This is a genomic window from Leucobacter weissii (genome assembly GCF_017565745.1).
In the GTDB taxonomy this organism is placed as follows: Bacteria; Actinomycetota; Actinomycetes; order Actinomycetales; family Microbacteriaceae; genus Leucobacter; species Leucobacter weissii.
In genome coordinates this window covers 156,776-174,663 of sequence record NZ_JAGDYM010000003.1, presented here as the reverse complement: position 1 = coordinate 174,663, position 17,888 = coordinate 156,776, and the positions used below count along the sequence as shown (strand labels likewise).

The window sequence follows — 17,888 nt, the reverse complement described above, 5'->3', positions numbered from 1 at the left end:
TAGGGGTCGCACGGTCGAGGTGGCAACGACCGCGGGGCGCCGGGGCCTACACTGTCGCTCATGGACGAGGTCGAGGCTCGGGCCGGGCGCGCCTGCGCGGAGGCCCGGAGCCGGCTGCGCGATGCGGGCATCCCACCGGAGGCGCTGGCGGACTGGGTGCCGGAGGGCCGCCGTCTGCTCGTGCTGCGACGGCCGGCGGTGCTGCGCCCCCTCGGGGAGGTGTGGCGGCTGGGGGTGCTGCTGCTCGGCACCGAGCGCGGGCTGTACGCGGTCGGACGGATCACGCGGGCCGCGGAGCGCGGACGGGCGGGCTACCAGTCCGTCTCCCAGGAGGAGCGCCGCGAGATCGCGGGGGCCGCCCTGCGCGGCGGCTACGCTGCGGGCACCGCCGTCAACTTCGATGCGATGCCGCTCGATCTCGCCTCTCCGCCGCCGCCGGAAGCGGTCTCGCCGCTCGGCCGCTCGGGCGGCGAGCTCCGTGTGCGCTGGCGCGCCGGGGCTCCGCTCGAGAGCGCGCCGACCCTGGAGTCCTATCTCGCCGAGCGGGTGCAACTGCTGACCCGCCCGGTCTCTTAAGGGACTCTCATTTTTCTCCTACACGGCGCTCATCTTGAGTCATTAGCTTTGCAGATGCCCAGGAAATCGAAGGACCTGCAACCGAAGGAGCAGAACATGAAGACCCGCAGTATTCTCGCCGGAGCCGCAGCGGCGGCGCTCATCGCCACCGCGGTCCCCACCACGGCGTTCGCAGATGACAACGTGAACCGCACCGGCAACTACACGGTGCGCGCCGGCCAGACGATCGACGGCAATCTCACCGTGCGGAACGGCAACGTGGTCGTCTACGGCGAGGTCGACGGCAACGTCCGCCAGGTCGGCAAGGGCTCCGTCATCGTCAAGCGAGGCGGCGACGTCGACGGCAACATCACCGAGAGCGGCTCGGGCAGCGTGAAGATCTACGGCGACGTCGACGGCAACGCCACGGAGAACGGCAGCGGCAGCCTCGAGATCTGGGGCGACGTCGACGGCAACGCCACGGAGAAGGGGAAGGGATCCCTGATCATCCGCAAGGGCGCCGAGGTCGACGGCAACGTCCGCGAGGGCGGCTCCGGCCACCTGCGCGTGTACCGCGCCAAGGTCGACGGCAACGTCACCGAGCGGAGCAGCGGCAACCTCACCCTCTACCGCGGCGCCAAGATCGAGGGCAACGTGAGCGAGGGCGGCAAGGGCAAGATCATCCGCAAGCGCTGATCACCGCTCGGCCCGGGCGGACGGCTCGGGCCTCGGATCGGCGGCCTCGGCCGCTGCTCCGAGGCCCGGGCCGTTCCCGCGTCTCAGCAGTCTCGCCCGGGCGATCCGCACGCAGACGAACACGATGACGAACAGCGCGCCGTAGAACACGGCCATGCCGGCGGAGGTGGCGGCGTCGAGCGCGTAGGCGATCCAGAATCCCGCGACCGCGCCCGCGGCCGCGATTCCGGCGGTGAGCGCGATCATCACGGGAAGCCGCCTGCTGAGCAGATAGGCGGTCGCGCCCGGCACGACGACGAGCGCGATCACGAGGATCGCGCCCGCCGCATGGAACGCTGCGGTGACCGTCAGCGAGACGAGGAACATGAAGGCGGTGTTCAGCAGCCCGACGCGCAGCCCGGCCGTCGCGGCGAACCGGGCGTCGAACGTCGTGATCTTCAGCTTCGGATAGAACAGCGCGAGGAACGCGAGGTTCAGGACGAGCACGCCCAGCATGAGGTACAGGTAGGCGGGGCCCAGGGCGACCCCGTCGACCACGAGCTGCTCGAACGCGGCGAGATTGAGATCCCCGACCAGCACGGCGTGGGTGTCGAGGTGCACGTTCGCGAAGTTCAGGGTCACCAGGATCACGCCGACGCTGAACAGCGCCGGGAACACGAGGCCCTGCGGCGCATCCCCGGTGAGCAGGCCGGTGCGGGAGAGCCATTCGCTGCCCAGGACCACGAGCAGACCCGCGAGCGCCGCGCCGAGGATCAGCACCGGGGAGTCGAGATCGCGCGTGAAGAAGTAGCCGACGACGATCCCGGGCAGCACGGCGTGGCTGATCGCGTCGACCAGCATCGAGTTGCGGCGCAGCACGACGAAGGCGCCCGGGATCGCGCAGGCGAGCGCGGTGACGACCGCGAGGAGCGTGGTGCCGAGGACGAAGCTCATCGGGCGCCCTCCTCCCCGCCGTGCCCGCCGCCGCCTCCGATGAGCTCGCGCCTGAGCGCGGCCCGCGCCCGGCTCCGGGAGACGAGCCGCGTGATGATGCTGCGCCGCGGCGAGCACAGCAGCGAGACGAGGAAGATCGCGAAGAGCGTGAGGACGATCAGCGGTCCCGTGGGCACCCGTCCGAGCGCGATCGAGAGATAGGCTCCGATGCCGCTGCCGAGCGCGCCGAACGCCGCGGAGAGGAGCACCATGCCGGGGAGCGTCCGCACCCACTGGCGGGCCGCGGCGGGCGGGGTGACGACGAACGCGACCATCAGCACCAGCCCGACGGCCTTCACCCCGATCACCGTGGCGATCACGATGGTCGTGAACATGAGGGTGTCGATCGTGCGCGCCCGGAAGCCGAGGACCGTGGAGTGGTCCGGGTCGAAGGTGCGCAGCGCGAACTCCTTCCAGAACACGAGCATGATCAGGAGCGCGAGCGCCCCGACGACGATGCTGGTGGTGAGGTCGGCGACCGTGATGACCGAGGCGTTGCCGAAGAGGTAGTCCTGTATCCCTCCCTTGCCCGGGAAGGATCCGTTCGTGATGACGCGCATCAGCAGCATGCCGGCGCCGAAGAAGATCGTCAGGGAGACGGCCATGGCGGTGTCGATGCGGATCTTCGACGCACGCGCCACCCCGTTCGCGAAGAAGACCGCGAGCGTGCCGATCAGGACCGCGCCGATGATCAGACCGATCATGTTCCTTCCGTCCGTGCCGAGGACCACCGCGGCCGCGAGGAACGCGAGCAGGGTGCCGGGCAGGGCGGCGTGGGAGATGACGTCGCTGATGAGGGACTGCTTGCGCAGATAGGCGAAGCTGCCCAGCGCGCCGGCGACGAGCCCGATGACGGTCGTGCCGAAGAGCACCATGCGGTAGGTGTGGTTGTCGAGGAAGTCGATGGGGTTCATCGGGCGTCGGCGCTCAATCTCTGCTCCTGGGCATGGACCGGGCTCACGCGACGAACGGGAGGAAGTCGTCGTCCGCGGTGACCTCGTAGGCGGCGCGGATGCGGTCGGGGGTGAACGCCTCGTCCACGGGGCCGGAGGCCACGATGCGGCGGTTGAGCAGGGTGACGTGGTCGCAGTACTCCCGCACCGTCGCGAGGTCGTGGTGCACGAGGACCACCGTCCTGCCCTGCGCCCGGAGCTCGTGCAGCACGGTGACGATGGCCTGCTGGCTCCTCGCGTCGATCCCCTGGAAGGGCTCGTCCATGAAGTAGAGATCCGGCGCCTGCACGAGCGCGCGGGCGAGGAAGACGCGCTGCCGTTGCCCGCCCGAGAGTTCGCCGATCTGCCGCCGGGCGAGATCCGGGATCCCGGTCTGCTCGAGTGCGGCGAGGGCGCGAGCGCGCTCCGCTCGGCCGGGGCGGCGGATCCAGCCCAGGGAGCCGTAGGTCCCCATCGTGACGACGTCGAGCACCGTGGTCGGGAAATCCCAGTCGACGCTCGTCGACTGGGGCATGTACCCGACGCGCCGTCGCACGCTCGGGAGCGGCTGCCCGAAGAACTCGCTCGCGCCCGCGAGGGGCTTCACCAGCCCCAGCATCGCTTTGATCAGCGTCGACTTGCCGGCACCGTTCGGGCCGACGATGCCCATCACCACGCCCTCGGGGACCGCGAAGTCGACGCTGCGCAGGACGGGTTCGGAACGATACGCGACCGAGAGGTTCCGCGTGCGGCAGGCGTGCGGCGGCGGATCCGACGCACCCGGATCCGCCGCCGACACGAGGGGAGGAACCGTCATCGCGCGGCTCCGAGCGCTGCTGCGACGACTCGAGCGTTGTGCTCGAAGACGCCCAGGTAGGTGTCGACGCCGGGTTCGGCGCCGAGCGAGTCCGCGTAGAGCTCCTCATCGGAGATCTCGACCTGCCAGCCCAGGGAGCGGACGGCCTCCTTCAGGCTGGTGATGGCCTGCGGATTCGCCTGGTTGTCCTGGAAGATCACCGGCACCCGGTTGTCGGCGATCAACCCGGCGAGATCGGAGAGCTCCTCGGCGCTGAGCGCCGCCTCGGTGGAGACGAAGTCGGTCGCGTGGACGTCGAGGCCGAAGGTCGCGCCGAAGTAGTTGAACGCGTCGTGCCCGGTGATGAGGATCCGCGGCGCGGGTATGCTCTCGAGCACCGCCGTGGCGTCGGCGGCCGCTTCCGCGATGCCGTCCTGATAGGCGTCGGCGTTCTCGCGGTACTCCCCTTCGCCGGCCGGGTCGATCTCGGCGAGCTTGTCGGCGATCATGCCGACCGCGAGCGACCAGGCCTCGGGACTGTTCCAGATGTGCGGATCGTGCAGGGGGTTGCCCTGGTCGTCGGTCTCCGGCCAGTCGAGCAGGAGATCCTCGGGCAGCCGGTCCCCGACCGCGAGCTGCGCGTCTCCGAGGCTCTCGAGCTGGTCGATCATCTGCGCCTCGAGGTGGAGCCCGTTCCACAGCACGACGTCGGCGTCGAGCATCGCCTCGATGTCCTTCGTCGAGGGCTGATAGGTGTGCGGATCTCCGCCGGGACCCACCATCGTGGTGATCTCGGCCTCCGGGGCGAGGTTGGCCGCGGCATCCGCGAGGTAGCCGGTCGTCGCGTAGATCGCGAGAGGTGCGTCGCCGTTCCCCGCCGTCCCGCCGACCTCGCCCGTCTCCGCCGCGCAGCCCGCGAGGGAGCACGCGGCGAGCAGGGCGAGCCCGATCGCGACCGCGCGTCTGCCGATCCCCATGCGATTCTCCTGCCTTCCTCGCCTCGCCGCCGCTGCGGCGAGAGTTTCAACACATGAATATTATATGTTCGTCTAGACGTAGTTGCAAACCACTGACGATCGTACTCGCCATGCTGAGCGCGCGTGCGTCGCGACCCAGATTCTTCGACCGGCGCTTCGATAGAGTCGATCACCGTGACCCCCAAAGCGCTGTTTCGCTCCTTCGCCACGGCAGAGGCCGTCACCTGGGCCGGTCTGATCACGGCGCTCGTTCTCCGGGCCGCCGATGTGACCGATTCAGCGGTTCCTCTCGCCGGCGGCCTTCACGGGTTCGTGTTCCTGGCCTACTGCGTCGTCACCGTGTTCGTGTGGGTGAATCAGCGGTGGAGATGGCCCGTCGGAGCGATCGGGCTTCTTCTCGCGGTCATCCCGTTCGCGACGGTGCCATTCGAGATCGTCCTCGCGCGGAGGCGGCTGCTCGAGGGCCGTTGGCGTCTCAGGCCCGGTGGAGAGAATCCCGAAGGGTTCCCGGAAGCCGTGCAGGCGTGGGTGCTGCGTCGGCCGCGAACCGCGGTGCTGCTGCTGGTCGCGCTGGTCGCCGTCGTGTTCCTCGTGCTGCTGTGGCTCGGCCCGCCCGTCCAGAAGTCGTAGCGCGGTGCGGTCGCACCGGCATCCGCCCACCCGACCGACGTCACCGCGGGTAACATCCTGGCCCGCCGCAGGCTCGGCGCGTACGTTGGGGGCATCGCGGTGATCCGGGGAGGCCCGGCCACCGGCTGCAAACCGGTAGGGCAGCAGGTTCGATCCCTGCCACCGCGTCGATGATCGAGCGCCCTACGGGCGGCGGCCCCGCTGCGTGGTCTTGTAGGGCTCACCGTCCCGGTCGTAGGTGATCCACTCGCCGACCGGCTCGCCCGCCTCGAAATGTCCCGAGCGCTTCAGCGTGCCGTCGACCCGATACCATTCCCAGTAGCCCTCGGGTTCGCCGTCGAGGATCTTCCCCTTGGACCAGCGGGTGGCGCCGTTCGCATGGTACTTGATCGTGTAGCCGCCGATGATCTCGGTCTTCTTCTCGGGCATGGATCCACTCTTCGCGGAACTCGCTCGAGTGTCAAGAGCCTCCGCGCTCGACCCGGGGGGCGTGTGACGCACGAGCTGACGCATCGCCGATGGGAGTGCTCCTGATGCTGCGGATCAGATGCGCGGCACGGATCCTGTGTTTGTGCTGCGGATCCGCGAGCACCCACCACGCCGACACGCTCTTCGGCGGCGAGAAGACGAACTCGAACCCCGCCACCGACTGCGGCACCGGATTCTCAGTCTCTTCCTGACGGATCCGGTCTCCGAGTTGCTGGAACTCCTCACGGCTCAGATCACGGTTCACCGGATCCGCGGCCGCGGCCTGGATGCGTGCCCTGATGCGTTCCTCGAGCGGGGTGGGCGTGTTGAATCTCCGTCCGAGCGTCGCCCCGGTGATCGGATGCACCCCCTCACCGAACAGTGCGACCAGGTGCCCCTCTGCGACGTCGGCTCCCTCGGGGAGGCCGAGATCCGTGAGACCGGTCCCGACCCAGACACCTGGCGGGGTGCCTCCAGCCATGTAGTACGCCGCCTTGCCCTCGGCCCGATCGAGAGTGTGCTCGTCAGCGACCGTCTCCAGCAGGTAGCCCCAGGCGTTCCGGTTCGCGCCGATCAGCGCCACCGTCAGCACCGCGCGTCGTCCCCCGGCTCGGGACGATCTTGTGCGGCTGGCGTGCACGAGCCAATTTCTCCGGACACTACTCCATACGTGGAGCAGCTAACCCTCGACGTACTCTCGGACCCCGTAGCTCGGTGCCTTGCGCGCAGGCAACGCGCCCCGACGACCGCCCTGCTCGTGCTGATCTGGTCCGTACTTGTGGGCGCCAGTCCGGAGGCCTGGGCCCATGCGGGCCCGAGCTTGGCGGAGGCGGCGACGGCTGCCATACGGACCGCCTGGTACCTGCGGCACCGGAGCGTGCTGCGCGCGTCCGGCAGGCGGCACGCAGTATCGTCGCCGCCGGGTCGCCTCCGTCAGCTGGCGCAGCCGGATGGGCGAGGCCGCGCGACTGCCGGAGCCTCGCTTCGAACTGATGCTACACATGGCATCGCGTAGGCCGACGTGGCAGTAGTCGGAGCGGTAGGCGTCGAGCTCACGCGCGAGATCAAATACATCATTGAGGTCCTCTCATAACAGCCGCTCCTACTTCGGCGCCCCGAATCCGCGTCCTCGTGACCGCTCTTGTCCCTGGTCAGAGCATTATGGGTCTCGGGGTGCAGCCCAATGAATGCTTCGCACATGAAAGATCAGAAGGGGCCGCCGCCGGGTCTCGTCATTTAATCTATGGATCACACTCCCTCCAGCCATAAGTTGGATTCAGCACGTCCAAGGTCAAAGGTCGAAACCCGTGCAATCAGTTCGTTATCCTTTTAGCACGGTGGAATCGAGCCGACTGCTAACCGCGCCAATCCGGGTAAACATGCTTCGTTCAGGGAAGATGCCATACTTCACTCTGCCCGCGTGGATCCCCTTGGCGGTGTTGTTTCGGAACCAAGGTCCACCACTGTTTCCACCCTTGGTGATGTAGTCAAAAGTCACGGCAATACCGCAATAGGTTCTTTCACCGTCGTAGACGAAGCATCGATTGATAACTTGAACCCACGAGCAGTCCTTCTTCTTCGTGGCTCGCCCGTAATTGCATACCGGGTCGTCTACGGCCGGGTTGGATGTACCCACAACCGTTCGAATGTCATCTCCTGAGTCTGCCCGGAACCTTGCGCTTGTAGTGTGTCCACTGTTGGTGCGGTAGAACTTCAAGTCATACTGTCCGTTACTATCGGTCTCTCCGCGTGCAACGAAGGAAATGACTCCTGACAGCCCCCGGTAGTAAATAGTGTTAGGCCTACAGTGATTTGCCGTAACGATGCCCCTCACCCCGTTCCGCACTGCCGAGAATCCCGTAGTGCAATGCACGCCTCCATTTACAAGCTTCGTAAGTATTTGACCTCCCCACACATCAACTTCCGGCTGCACTCGCTCAATCGTGTAAGGATCTGACACGAAGCTAATTGTTGTGGGAAGCTCGTCCATGCTCAGAACGTCTAGATTTCTCCCAAGGGCTCGTTCCTCAAGCATCAAGCGTTCAGCACCATTGTCCTCGCTTGCATCCTTTGCGGCGTACGTGACGATGATGCTCTGTGCGTCATCTCCGATTATTGAGTTTGCCTCGACCGCCGTTCCTGCGGTTTTCACTACTGCTTCGACAGCTTTTCCGGACAGTGATTCGAGTTCTTCAAAGCTCAGCCGAGCTCCAAAGCGCACCTCGACGTCAAAGGGCAATTGCTGCAGTTTGGAAATGATCTCGTCGTTTGGGGATCCGGTGAGCGTCACCGTGGGCGGGGATTGCTTGTCCGGCCATGCTGAAGTGACGTATTTTTCTGGGAACTCATCCCAGATATAGTCGATCACGCTCGAGAAAGCCTCGTGTCGCTTGGCAATAGGGACATACTCCTCTGAAGAAAGACCTGCTTTTCCCGCAAGTGCAACTATGTCGGACCGGTCTGACTCTTCAAGTTCCTCTAGTTTAGGAATGTGGAGCTTCCCTATTCCCTTAACCGTCAACTTTGATAGCTTGGGAACGGTGTTTCCGATGGTGAAAGACGTGCCTTGCCAAGGCTTAGGTTCCTCACTGTAGGCTGGTCCTCCCGCATAAGGAAGTGTGATCATCGCCAGTACTGCGATAAAGCCTATAGAAGTCTTCTTTTTTCACGATGGATCTCTCCAGTCCTTTGTGCCTAGGCGATGACGAAACGGCCGGGCTGTTCGCACTGGGGTGGCACGGTTGCATCCCGCGGCAGCTTCTCTGAATAACTTCCTGTAAGCCGGATCTTGTCGCCGTCGCGGTAGCTAACGCCCTCGTAAACCAGAGAATCTCCACTCCAGCGCACAGCGTCTACTTCGAAGATCGGGAGCACCTTCTTTCCCGATTCATCCTTGAGATACACGCAGAGATCTTCGACAAGGAGAGTTCCGTTGTTTGCCATATCCGGTCTAGCAATCTGAGGCGGATGCGTCGCGAACTCTACTTGAGCAGACGCAGTAGGCTCATCCGTTTGCGCCTCTACGCTCGCACTGCACCCAGTGGCGCTGCCGAGAACAAAAAGGGCAAGGGCTCCGTACAACGTGGCGGGCTGAATCTTCATTTGCCTAGCTCCTAAGCACTAGCCCTAGCCTGATAATTACCAGTGAGCCAAATGATAACGCGAGTCCATGCGGAAGGCCAGGGACCACCGTGAATGAGACATGAACTTCAGACCACGTTGGTGTCACGGAACGCGGGACGCGGGAAACCCCGAATGCCAGTGGTGCAAGGAGAAACTCCAGCGAAATGGAATGGAGCTGGAGAACATAGTGGCGGCGGGAAGCCGGCGGAACTGAGAGACCGAAGTGCGACGCAGGGGCGGTGTCGGTTGGGATGGCTGAGTGCTGGAGTGGAGGCCGTGAAATTGGTAGCGGTCGAGCTCTCTCGTTCTTCCCCGCTGTGCGCCCGGCACTCGATCGTGAGGCATGACGACTCCCCCTCCCTCCTCTTCTCTGGCCCGGTGTCCGTTCTGCGCGTACGTGAACCTTCTCACCGAGGGTGATCCAGCGTCCCTGTGCCAGAACTGCGGGCTGGATCTCTCCCGTCTCACCGAGCACGGGGCCGACACGCCGCACCCCGTGCCGGCCGACGGTGCTGCGGCGGTGTCGGTGGGGCTCTGTCGGCGGGACTGGTGGCGACATTCGCGACGGTCAGCATGATGTCGTCTGCGATGCCGGAGAAGACGGAGGCGGCTGCACAGCAGGTGACGCTCGAGCTGTGGCAAGCCTCGATCCGCCTCGCGTCGAGCAACGGTTTGCCCCATGTTTGCCCTACGCCGACATCTTCATGACCTTGATGCGAAAGAAAACATGGGTCATAAATGGCATCTGACCAGGGATTCTTTGAGTCAACAGCTTGTGCCCTGGAGAGGAATCGAACCCGCCCGACCGCTCAAAGCAACGCATCGCGTTGCGCGGTCACGGCGCGTGGCTTGCTCGCAAGCCACGTTCAAGGTTCATCGAATCGCCTCGACAGGGCACGAGCGAAACGAGTATTCATGGTGCTGCGCACCATTCGACAGACTTCAACCGCCCCGGTCGAGCAAGCAAGCTTGCTTTCCGCTCGGCTCAACAGCTTGTGCCCTGGAGAGGAATCGAACCTCCGACACCTTCTTTAGGAGAGAAGTGCTCTATCCACTGAGCTACCAGGGCGGACACAAGGATTCTAGCGAACCGCGCATGAGAAAGGCGCCGCCGCAGGCGACGCCTTCACTCGGGACGAATCGGTTCAGCCGAAGCGGACGACCGCGGAGGGCTGGCCGTCGATGAACGCGCTGGCGATCACCGTCTGGTTTCCGCCGAAGCCTCCGTGAACGGCCTGGCCGTTGCCGATGTAGACGGCCACGTGACGACCGGCCCAGATCAGGATGTCTCCGGGTGCGTAGGATCCGCTGGTGACGACCGTCCCGCCGAGTGCGGTGTACTCGTGCACCTGGGTGCCGAGGTCGCCGGCGGGGATCCCGACGGCGCGCAGCGACTTCTCCACCAGCGCGGTGCAGTCCTGGAACACTCCCAGCTGGGCGCGCGCGGCATCGACGATGCCCTGCGCTCCCTTTCCGGCGGGGATGTCCTCGCCGGGCTCTGCAGTGCCGCTCTCGTCGGCGGCGGTGTCGCCGGCCTCGTCGGCCTCCTGAGCTGCGGCCTCGGCCTCGGCCTCGAGTTCCGCGGCCTCCTCAGCCTCCTGCTCGCGCTCGGCGATCACCTCGTCGACCTCGACGGGGGCGACGTCCGAGTGCAGCTCGAGCTCCTCGGCCTGGGTGGTGAGCAGCGTCTGCGGAACGCCCCGGGCGAAGCCATCGGGCAGTCCCTCCGTCTCGGGGGTCGCGTAGGCGGGGAGCGCGAACACGCCGACCATGCCGAAGCTCACCGCACCCGCTGCCGCCATGCGGGCGACGCGGCGGATCGCAGTCCTCTTCGACGAGCGCGCCGCGGGCCGAACGACCTCAGTTCCGGTGGTCCGAGCTGTGCCGGGATGCTGAATCACGAGTACCTCATGCCTTACGTCTTCGCCCCACCCGAGGTGAGACGGCCCTCCGAGCCAAAAACCGTGACCAGCCTAACCGAAGATCACGGAATTGTCACACCGGTCTCGACGCAATTCCGCGCATGCCCGGAGATCCGCATGATTCCGCGCTCGAAGGAGAATCGAATAGTTCGATATCGAGCAGAACTCTCAAGTCTGAATTGAGAGTTTCTCGCCGCGACGACGGTCCACAGCCCCCTACACCACGCCCTGGTCGAGCATCGCGCGGGCGACCGTGACGAACCCCGCGGCGTTGGCGCCGAGCACGTAGTCGCCCGGGCGGCCATAGCGCTCCGAGGCGTCGTAGCTCGCGGCGTGCACGTCGCGCATGATCCGCTGCAGCCGCTCCTCGCTCTGCGCGAAGTCCCAGCGATCCCGCGAGGCGTTCTGACTCATCTCGAGCGCGGAGGTGGCCACGCCGCCCGCGTTCGCGGCCTTGCCCGGCGCGAAGAGCACACCCGACTGCTGCAGCAGCGCCACCGCTTCCGGCGTGGTCGGCATGTTCGCCCCCTCGGCCACCGCGCGCACGCCCCCGTCGAGCAGCGAGCGCGCGCCCTCGAGGCCGAGCTCGTTCTGCGTCGCGCAGGGGAACGCGAGATCGCCCGGGACCTCCCACACCGCTCCGCCCGCGACGTACCTCGATCCGGGCCGGCGCTCGGCGTACTCGGAGATCCGCCCCCGCTCGACCTCCTTGATCTGTTTCAGGAGCTCGACGTCGATGCCCTGCTCGTCCACCACGTATCCCGACGAATCCGACGCGGTGATCGCACGGCCGCCCGACTGGCTCACCTTCTCGATCACGTAGATCGCCACGTTGCCCGAGCCCGAGACGATCGCGCGACGGCCCTCGAGCCCGTCGCCGGTGCGCGCGAGCATCTCCTGAGCGAAGAAGACCGCGCCGTAGCCCGTCGCCTGGGTCCGCACCTCAGCGCCGCCCCACCCGGTGCCCTTGCCGGTGAGCACACCGGATTCATGCCCGTTGGTGAGCCGGCGGTACTGACCGAACAGATAGCCGATCTCCCGGCCGCCCACGCCGATGTCGCCGGCGGGGACGTCGGTCTGCGAGCCGATATAGCGGTAGAGCTCGGTCATGTAGCTCTGGCAGAAGCGCATCACCTCGTGATCGCTCCTGCCGCGCGGATCGAAGTCGGCGCCGCCCTTGCCGCCTCCGATGCGCTGACCGGTCAACGCGTTCTTGAAGATCTGCTCGAAGCCGAGGAACTTCACCACCGAGAGGTTGACGCTGGGATGGAACCGCAGGCCGCCTTTGAACGGCCCGAGCGCCGAATTGAACTGCACGCGATAGCCCCGGTTCACGCGCACCCGGTTCTCGTCGTCGACCCACGGGACTCGGAACATCACCAGCCGCTCCGGCTCCACGAGGCGATCGAGCACGTCCCCCTCGATGAACTCCGGATGCTCGGCGAGCACCGGGGTGAGGGTGTCGAGCACCTCGTGCACCGCCTGGAGGAACTCCGTCTCATTGGGATTGCGCCGCTCGACGATCTCGGAGATGGCGCGCACGTGCGCTTCTGGGGTGACGGTCGACACTCTCGACTCCTCGGGTTATCGGCTCCGCCGACGTCGGCTCGTCGCCGAGCGGTCGTGCGGGCCGAGCTTACAGGTTGACAAAGATGTGCGAGGCCGTTTCGGCGGAGAGATCGATCGTCAGCGGATCCTCTCCCTCTCGCTCCACCTCAACCCGAATATAGTCGTCGAGCTCGGAGAACCGCGCCCGCGCCCCGGGGCGGATGCCCGCCTCGTCCAGCTGCTTCAACAGCTCCGGCTCGACCTGCACCGGCTCGGCGAGACGGCGGATGCGCGCGGTGACGGGCTCGAAGCTCTCCGCGAGCAGATTCCTGACGCTCACCACGCCGGCCTGGAACGCCGTGGTCGGGCCCGCTCCGAGCTCTTCGAGGCCCGGGATCGGATTGCCGTAGGGGGACTCGGTCGGGCGGCCCAGAATGTCGATCAGCTTGCGCTCGACCTGCTCGCTCATGACGTGCTCCCAGCGACAGGCCTCCTCGTGCACGTACTCCCACTCGAGCCCGATGACGTCCGCGAGGAGACGCTCGGCGAGCCGGTGCTTGCGCATCACCTGCACGGCCTTCGTGCGACCGGCCTCGGTCAGCTCGAGATGGCGGTCGTCGGTCACCACGACCAGGCCGTCGCGCTCCATCCTGCCCACGGTCTGCGACACCGTCGGGCCGGAATGGCTCAGGCGCTCCGAGATGCGCGCACGCAGGGGAACGATGCCCTCCTCCTCGAGTTCGAGGATCGTACGAAGGTACATCTCGGTTGTGTCAATGAGATCTGCCATTGCAACCTTCCCTGCCGATACCGGATATCAGTCTACAGCCTCGCGCCCCTTCGTCCCCTCTCGGCGGAGCCGGATGACGGAACACGACGACCCGACCCGCGCGCCGGACGGTCGGGAACGGGATGGGCGGGATGGGATCGAGCGGATGGAAGCGAATAGAATCGTGAGCATGGCCGACATCACCATCCCCGCTGACCTGCTGCCCGCCGACGGACGCTTCGGCTGCGGGCCGTCGAAGGTCCGAGACGAACAGCTCGACTTCCTCGCCTCCCTTCAGCCGGGGCGATCGGGCGGATCCGGCGCGCGCGGCGGGGTGCTCGGCACCTCGCACCGGCAGGCTCCCGTCAGGAACCTCGTCGGCAGCGTCCGCTCGGGCCTCTCCGCCCTGTTCGGCGCGCCCGACGGCTACGAGATCCTGCTCGCGGGCGGCGGCGCGACCTCGTTCTGGGACGCGGCCGTGCACGGGCTGATCGAGCGCCGCAGCCAGCATCTCGCCTTCGGAGAGTTCGGGGCGAAGTTCGGCAAGGCGGCCGCGCGGGCGCCCTGGCTCGAGGACCCGGACATCCGCGAGGCCGCGGCCGGATCCCGGAGCGAGGCCGAGGCCGCAACGGGCGTCGACGTCTACGCCTACCCCCACAACGAGACCTCCACCGGCGTGATGAGCGAGGTGAGGAGAGTGCGCGGCGACACCGGCGCGCTCACGGTCGTGGACGCGACGAGCGGGGCCGGGGGGCTCGACTTCGACCCGGCGGAGACCGACGTCTACTACTTCTCCCCGCAGAAGAACCTCGCGAGCGACGGCGGCCTGTGGTTCGCCCTCGTGTCGCCGGCCGCGATCGAGCGGATCGAGCGGATCGCCGCGTCGGGCCGCTACATCCCCGACACGCTGAGCCTCGCCGGGGCGGTCGAGAACTCCCGCAAGGATCAGACCCTGAACACGCCCGCGCTGGCGACCCTGGCGCTGATGGACGAGCAGGTGCGCTGGATCAACGAGAACGGCGGGCTGGCCTGGGCCTCGGCGCGCACAGCCGAGAGCGCGTCGGTGCTGTACGACTGGGCCGAACGCACCTCCGCCGCCACGCCGTTCGTCGCGGAGCGGAGCCACCGCTCGAACGTCGTGGTGACGATCGACTTCGACGACTCGGTCGACGCCTCGGCGGTGTCGGCGGCGCTGCGAGCCAACGGCGTGGTGGACACCGAGCCGTACCGCAAGCTCGGCCGCAACCAGCTGCGGGTCGCCACCTTCACCGCCATCGAGCCCGACGACGTCAGAGCGCTCACGAACTGCCTGGACTACGTGCTCGAGCGGGTCTGATGACCGGGGTCCGCCGGACCCCGGATCACTCCTCCTCGGACGACTCCCCGTCCTCCTCCAGGAGGTCGTCGTCATCGTCGTCGTTCAGGTCGTGCTCGTCGATATCGGCGAAGCCGTCCTCATCGACGTCGTCGTCGGCAGTGTCGTCGTCATCATCATCGTCGTCGTCGTCGATATCGACCCCGTCGATCTCGTCGTCGAAGTCGCTGAAGTCGTTCTCGAGCAGATCGTCCTCCGGATCGACCTCGTCCTCGTCGGCCAGCTCGGCCGCCGCCTCCTCGGCCGCGACGGCCTCCTCGGCCGCCTGCTTCGCCTGCGCCTCCCGGTACTGCGACAGTCGAACCGACCAGGGCACCCACTCCGGCGCGACGACGGCGCCCGCGCCCGGCAGCAGCTCCACCTCGAGCACGGTGATCGGCGCATCCTCGTCGACGCGCGCCACAGTCGCGGCCCAGCGCCAACCGGGGTACCCGGGCAGCCGGCACTCGAAGAACAGCGTCAGCACGCGGGCCTCGTTCACCTCGTGACCCTCGTCGCCGCCGATCGTCTCCGGGGCGGTCACCTCGGCCAGGGCGGCACGGGCCTGATCCCGCGCGCCCAGCAGCGCCGGATCCGGTTCCGGGATCGCCTCGCCGGCCTCGACCGCGGGCGCGTCAGACGTCGAAGTCATCGGCGACCCTGCGCAGCATCGTCGCGACCTGGCGCGACTGCGCCCGCTCCGGGAAGTGGCCCTGCTTCAGACGCTCGCCCAGGCCGTCGAGCAGCCCGACGAGATCCTCGACGATGACCGCCATCTCGTCGGCGGACTTCCGGTCCCGCTTGACGGCCCGGGGCGTCTCGATCACGCGGACCGAGAGCGCCTGGGGACCGCGCTTGCCCTCCGCCACGCCGTACTCGAGCCGGGTTCCCTGACGCACCTCGGCCCCCTGGGGCAGCACGGAGGCGTGCAGGAACACTTCCTGCCCGTCATCCCCGTGGATGAACCCGAAGCCCTTGTCTTCGTTGTAGAACCTGACCTTGCCGCTCGGCATTCCCTGCGCCCTCCTGTCGCCCGTTCCGCCAGTCTATCGCTTCGCCGCACGCGCAGATCCCAGGCCCGGCAGCAACGGTGTAAAATGGGCGGGATGCCATCCGACGCCCCCAAGTTCTCGACCTTCGAGCGAGTCCTGGCCTACGCCTCCATCTCGATCATCGCGCTCGCGGTGATCTCCTACCTCACCACGCTGATCGTGGGGCTCGCCGCGGGCAGGGAGGCCCTCGCCTCGGGGTTGTGGGCGATCGTGACCTGGATCGCCTTCTACGGCCTGCCGATCGGCTTCGTACTGCTCATCGTGCTGCTCATCATCAGCTTCAGCCGACGCGGGGGCCGCCGAAGCGAGCGCGAATAGCGGGCGGGCGGTTCGGTGAACGGAGCACTCGCCCTGGCGGCGTCGATCGCGGCGATGGATCGCGCCGAACTCGGCGAGCTGCTCGCCGCGCGCGACGTCCAGGCGCCGCAGGAGATACGGGATCCGCTCGCGCTGGCGATCGAGCTGCTCCGCGGCGACTCGGTGGCCGCAGCCGTGCGCACCACGGATCGGTCGGGTCTCGAGGCGCTGCTGCTCGTGCAGGAGGGTCCCCCCGGAGAGGCGTCCGGCCCCGCCGCGGCGGACCCCGCGGCGCTCTCCCGCGTCAGACGCCTGGGCCTGGTCGGCCTCGACACCGGCCGCGACGAGCCCGTCGCGCTTCCCGAGGTGTCGGAGATCCTGTCCGACTCGGATCTGAGCGCACTGCGCCGGGAGCGGGGCCGCGGAATCGACCGCGACGGCCACGAGCCCGAGGGGCGCCCGCAGGACGCCTCGTGGTTCGGCGCCGCGCTGACCGCGGTGGGGCAGGCGTCCGGGCTGCTGCGCGCCCTCTCCTCCCGTTCGGCGAGGCTCAGCCGCCGGGGCGCCCTGACGGTGAGCGCCGGCCGCGACCTCGCCCAGAGCATCCACGACGAAGCCGCTCCGGTCGGCCTCCTGGTGGATCTGCTCCGCGCGCTCGGACTGGTCGCCCCGTTCCCCGGCTACCAGTCCGCGGACTATCTCGGCACCACCGCAGCTGCGGCCGGCTGGCTGGATCTGCCGCATCCGGAACGCTGGTCGGCCCTCGCCGCAGCGCTCCTCGACGAGCTTCCTCCCGAGCTCTCCCGCACGCTCGGTCTTCTGGCCGCCGAGCGACGTCCGGCGGGTCACGGCTCCGCCGAGCCGCCACTCGGTCTCGGAGGCATCGATCTCGGTGCGGTCGTCCGCGACCTGCTGCCCGAGGAGTTCCCGCTGCTCCCGGAGGCCTCGCTCCGACGGGCCGAGGCGTGGGCGGACGCGGCGGAACTGCTCGGCATCGCCGTCGGCGGGGTGCTCGCTCCCCCGGCGACGCCCCTGCTCGCCGGAGACGTCGAGGGGGCGCTGAGGATCGCCTCGCGCGACTTCCCGGATCCGGCGACGGGGCTCTATCTGCAGCCGGACCTCAGCATCATCGTGCCGGGGCCGCTCGCGCCCGCGGACGAGCGCTGGCTCCACACGATCGCCGACACCGAGCAGCTCGGGGTGGCCATGACGCTGCGCTTGAGCGCGCCCTCGCTCACCAGATCGCTGCGCGCGGGCGAGCGGGTCGACGCGCTGCGCGCCAGGCTCGAGCGGCTGTCGCTCACCGGGATCCCGCAGCCGCTGGACTATCTGCTCGGCGACCTCGCTCGGAAGCAGCTCGCGGGCACCCTGCAGGCCGCGCAGGATCACCGCTTCGGGCATCCGCCCGCGGCGGATCCCATCGTCCGCATCGCAGCGACCGCGGAGGCGGTGGATGCCGGCGCCGCGGCGGAGAGCGCCGACGACGGCACGCACGGCCGCGCTCCCAGTCCGGAGATCGACGCGCTGATCGAGCGCCTGCTCGCCGCCGCCGAGGGGACCGGCGACCTCTCTCGACGGCTCGAGCTGGCGATCCGGGATCGCAGCCCGGTCCGCGTGACGGCGTCGGCCGGGCCGGACGAGCGGACCTTCCTCCTGCTGCCCGTCGCGCTCACCGGCAGCCGCCTGCGCGCGACGGACCAGCAGGCAGGCGTGCAGCGCACCCTGCCCCTCAGCGCGATCGTGGCGGTCGAGGCCGCGTAGCGTTCGCGAGGTCTCGACTCGCGTAGACTGGAGAGC

General features: G+C 67.7%; 19 protein-coding genes and 2 tRNA genes. 7 read left to right on the top strand and 14 right to left on the bottom strand.

From position 1 onward, the window contains the following. Positions 1 to 60 precede the first annotated feature (60 nt). Both J4H92_RS01730 and J4H92_RS01725 read left to right on the top strand, forming a co-directional pair. Entirely contained in the window at positions 61 to 576 is a 516-nt protein-coding gene (locus J4H92_RS01730) for a hypothetical protein (protein WP_208095303.1), read from the top strand. 96 nt (positions 577 to 672) lie between these two features. After that, the gene (locus J4H92_RS01725) at positions 673 to 1,251 is read left to right on the top strand and encodes a bactofilin family protein (RefSeq protein WP_208095302.1); all 579 of its coding nucleotides are present in this window, start codon (positions 673 to 675) and stop codon (positions 1,249 to 1,251) included. On the opposite strand, the gene J4H92_RS01720 is transcribed toward J4H92_RS01725, so the two are convergent. Genes J4H92_RS01720 through J4H92_RS01705 form a run of 4 tightly spaced genes read right to left on the bottom strand, consistent with a single transcriptional unit; the run spans position 1,252 to position 4,928 of the window. Then, a complete protein-coding gene (locus tag J4H92_RS01720) occupies positions 1,252 to 2,184 on the bottom strand; it encodes a metal ABC transporter permease (RefSeq protein ID WP_208095301.1) in 933 nt (310 codons plus the stop codon). It abuts the gene before it with no gap. Continuing rightward, entirely contained in the window at positions 2,181 to 3,137 is a 957-nt protein-coding gene (locus J4H92_RS01715; RefSeq protein WP_208095300.1) for a metal ABC transporter permease, read from the bottom strand. The genes J4H92_RS01720 and J4H92_RS01715 overlap by 4 nt, the downstream gene beginning before the upstream one ends. 43 nt (positions 3,138 to 3,180) lie before the next feature. Further along, positions 3,181 to 3,972: a metal ABC transporter ATP-binding protein gene (locus tag J4H92_RS01710; RefSeq protein ID WP_208095299.1), complete on the bottom strand. Its 792-nt coding sequence runs from the start codon at positions 3,970 to 3,972 to the stop codon at positions 3,181 to 3,183. Next, positions 3,969 to 4,928: a metal ABC transporter substrate-binding protein gene (locus tag J4H92_RS01705; RefSeq protein WP_208095298.1), complete on the bottom strand. Its 960-nt coding sequence runs from the start codon at positions 4,926 to 4,928 to the stop codon at positions 3,969 to 3,971. Before J4H92_RS01705 ends, J4H92_RS01710 begins: the two co-directional genes overlap by 4 nt. Positions 4,929 to 5,102: 174 nt before the next feature. Between J4H92_RS01705 and J4H92_RS01700 the strand changes: the two genes are divergently transcribed. Together J4H92_RS01700 and J4H92_RS01695 are read left to right on the top strand one after the other, a co-directional pair. Beyond that, positions 5,103 to 5,558, top strand: a complete 456-nt coding sequence (locus tag J4H92_RS01700) for a DUF3817 domain-containing protein (protein ID WP_208095297.1) — start codon at positions 5,103 to 5,105, stop codon at positions 5,556 to 5,558. A gap of 95 nt (positions 5,559 to 5,653) precedes the next feature. Beyond that, a tRNA-Cys gene (locus tag J4H92_RS01695) sits at positions 5,654 to 5,726 on the top strand. A gap of 15 nt (positions 5,727 to 5,741) precedes the next feature. On the opposite strand, the gene J4H92_RS01690 is transcribed toward J4H92_RS01695, so the two are convergent. From J4H92_RS01690 to J4H92_RS01655, 8 genes are all read right to left on the bottom strand, one after another. Beyond that, positions 5,742 to 5,987 carry a toxin-antitoxin system YwqK family antitoxin gene (locus J4H92_RS01690; RefSeq protein WP_208095296.1) on the bottom strand — a complete coding sequence of 82 codons (246 nt, stop codon included), beginning with the start codon at positions 5,985 to 5,987 and terminating at the stop codon, positions 5,742 to 5,744. 31 nt (positions 5,988 to 6,018) lie between these two features. Then, a complete protein-coding gene (locus tag J4H92_RS01685; protein ID WP_208095295.1) occupies positions 6,019 to 6,666 on the bottom strand; it encodes a relaxase domain-containing protein in 648 nt (215 codons plus the stop codon). 681 nt (positions 6,667 to 7,347) lie between these two features. Beyond that, positions 7,348 to 8,652 (bottom strand): S1 family peptidase, encoded by a 1,305-nt coding sequence (locus J4H92_RS01680; RefSeq protein ID WP_208095294.1) that lies wholly within the window; start codon positions 8,650 to 8,652, stop codon positions 7,348 to 7,350. A gap of 68 nt (positions 8,653 to 8,720) precedes the next feature. Next, the gene (locus J4H92_RS01675; RefSeq protein ID WP_208095293.1) at positions 8,721 to 9,128 is read right to left on the bottom strand and encodes a hypothetical protein; all 408 of its coding nucleotides are present in this window, start codon (positions 9,126 to 9,128) and stop codon (positions 8,721 to 8,723) included. Between the two features lie 1,017 nt (positions 9,129 to 10,145). After that, positions 10,146 to 10,218, bottom strand: a tRNA-Arg gene (locus tag J4H92_RS01670). Positions 10,219 to 10,294: 76 nt separating this feature from the next. Continuing rightward, on the bottom strand, positions 10,295 to 10,951 hold the full coding sequence (locus J4H92_RS01665; RefSeq protein ID WP_208095292.1) for an NlpC/P60 family protein: 657 nt from the start codon (positions 10,949 to 10,951) through the stop codon (positions 10,295 to 10,297). 336 nt (positions 10,952 to 11,287) lie between these two features. Beyond that, complete coding sequence (gene gdhA, locus J4H92_RS01660; RefSeq protein ID WP_208095291.1) at positions 11,288 to 12,640, bottom strand: NADP-specific glutamate dehydrogenase; 1,353 nt, start codon at positions 12,638 to 12,640, stop codon at positions 11,288 to 11,290. 67 nt (positions 12,641 to 12,707) lie between these two features. Next, the gene (locus tag J4H92_RS01655) at positions 12,708 to 13,409 is read right to left on the bottom strand and encodes an iron-dependent transcriptional repressor DtxR (protein WP_208095290.1); all 702 of its coding nucleotides are present in this window, start codon (positions 13,407 to 13,409) and stop codon (positions 12,708 to 12,710) included. Between the two features lie 169 nt (positions 13,410 to 13,578). Between J4H92_RS01655 and serC the strand changes: the two genes are divergently transcribed. Next, a complete protein-coding gene (gene serC, locus J4H92_RS01650) occupies positions 13,579 to 14,724 on the top strand; it encodes a phosphoserine transaminase (protein WP_208095289.1) in 1,146 nt (381 codons plus the stop codon). 25 nt (positions 14,725 to 14,749) lie between these two features. Here serC and J4H92_RS01645 read toward each other — a convergent pair whose 3' ends face one another. Then, positions 14,750 to 15,394 carry a DUF3027 domain-containing protein gene (locus J4H92_RS01645; protein ID WP_208095288.1) on the bottom strand — a complete coding sequence of 215 codons (645 nt, stop codon included), beginning with the start codon at positions 15,392 to 15,394 and terminating at the stop codon, positions 14,750 to 14,752. Then, positions 15,378 to 15,755 (bottom strand): cold-shock protein, encoded by a 378-nt coding sequence (locus J4H92_RS01640; protein ID WP_208095287.1) that lies wholly within the window; start codon positions 15,753 to 15,755, stop codon positions 15,378 to 15,380. The genes J4H92_RS01645 and J4H92_RS01640 overlap by 17 nt, the downstream gene beginning before the upstream one ends. Before the next feature lie 93 nt (positions 15,756 to 15,848). On the opposite strand from J4H92_RS01640, the gene J4H92_RS01635 reads away from it, so the two are divergent. Both J4H92_RS01635 and J4H92_RS01630 read left to right on the top strand, forming a co-directional pair. Beyond that, positions 15,849 to 16,112, top strand: a complete 264-nt coding sequence (locus J4H92_RS01635; protein ID WP_208095286.1) for a hypothetical protein — start codon at positions 15,849 to 15,851, stop codon at positions 16,110 to 16,112. Between the two features lie 15 nt (positions 16,113 to 16,127). Further along, positions 16,128 to 17,852 carry a helicase-associated domain-containing protein gene (locus J4H92_RS01630; protein WP_208095285.1) on the top strand — a complete coding sequence of 575 codons (1,725 nt, stop codon included), beginning with the start codon at positions 16,128 to 16,130 and terminating at the stop codon, positions 17,850 to 17,852. Positions 17,853 to 17,888 lie beyond the last annotated feature (36 nt).

Excerpts from the sequence above, each read along its gene's own strand:
- J4H92_RS01730 (WP_208095303.1), top strand. The coding sequence starts at position 61 with ATGGACGAGGTCGAGGCTCGGGCCGGGCGCGCCTGCGCGGAGGCCCGG.
- J4H92_RS01725 (WP_208095302.1), top strand. The coding sequence starts at position 673 with ATGAAGACCCGCAGTATTCTCGCCGGAGCCGCAGCGGCGGCGCTCATC.
- J4H92_RS01720 (WP_208095301.1), bottom strand. The coding sequence starts at position 2,184 with ATGAGCTTCGTCCTCGGCACCACGCTCCTCGCGGTCGTCACCGCGCTC.
- J4H92_RS01715 (WP_208095300.1), bottom strand. The coding sequence starts at position 3,137 with ATGAACCCCATCGACTTCCTCGACAACCACACCTACCGCATGGTGCTC.
- J4H92_RS01710 (WP_208095299.1), bottom strand. The coding sequence starts at position 3,972 with ATGACGGTTCCTCCCCTCGTGTCGGCGGCGGATCCGGGTGCGTCGGAT.
- J4H92_RS01705 (WP_208095298.1), bottom strand. The coding sequence starts at position 4,928 with ATGGGGATCGGCAGACGCGCGGTCGCGATCGGGCTCGCCCTGCTCGCC.
- J4H92_RS01690 (WP_208095296.1), bottom strand. The coding sequence starts at position 5,987 with ATGCCCGAGAAGAAGACCGAGATCATCGGCGGCTACACGATCAAGTAC.
- J4H92_RS01680 (WP_208095294.1), bottom strand. The coding sequence starts at position 8,652 with ATGATCACACTTCCTTATGCGGGAGGACCAGCCTACAGTGAGGAACCT.
- J4H92_RS01675 (WP_208095293.1), bottom strand. The coding sequence starts at position 9,128 with ATGAAGATTCAGCCCGCCACGTTGTACGGAGCCCTTGCCCTTTTTGTT.
- J4H92_RS01665 (WP_208095292.1), bottom strand. The coding sequence starts at position 10,951 with ATGGCGGCAGCGGGTGCGGTGAGCTTCGGCATGGTCGGCGTGTTCGCG.
- J4H92_RS01655 (WP_208095290.1), bottom strand. The coding sequence starts at position 13,409 with ATGGCAGATCTCATTGACACAACCGAGATGTACCTTCGTACGATCCTC.
- serC (WP_208095289.1), top strand. The coding sequence starts at position 13,579 with ATGGCCGACATCACCATCCCCGCTGACCTGCTGCCCGCCGACGGACGC.
- J4H92_RS01645 (WP_208095288.1), bottom strand. The coding sequence starts at position 15,394 with ATGACTTCGACGTCTGACGCGCCCGCGGTCGAGGCCGGCGAGGCGATC.
- J4H92_RS01640 (WP_208095287.1), bottom strand. The coding sequence starts at position 15,755 with ATGCCGAGCGGCAAGGTCAGGTTCTACAACGAAGACAAGGGCTTCGGG.
- J4H92_RS01635 (WP_208095286.1), top strand. The coding sequence starts at position 15,849 with ATGCCATCCGACGCCCCCAAGTTCTCGACCTTCGAGCGAGTCCTGGCC.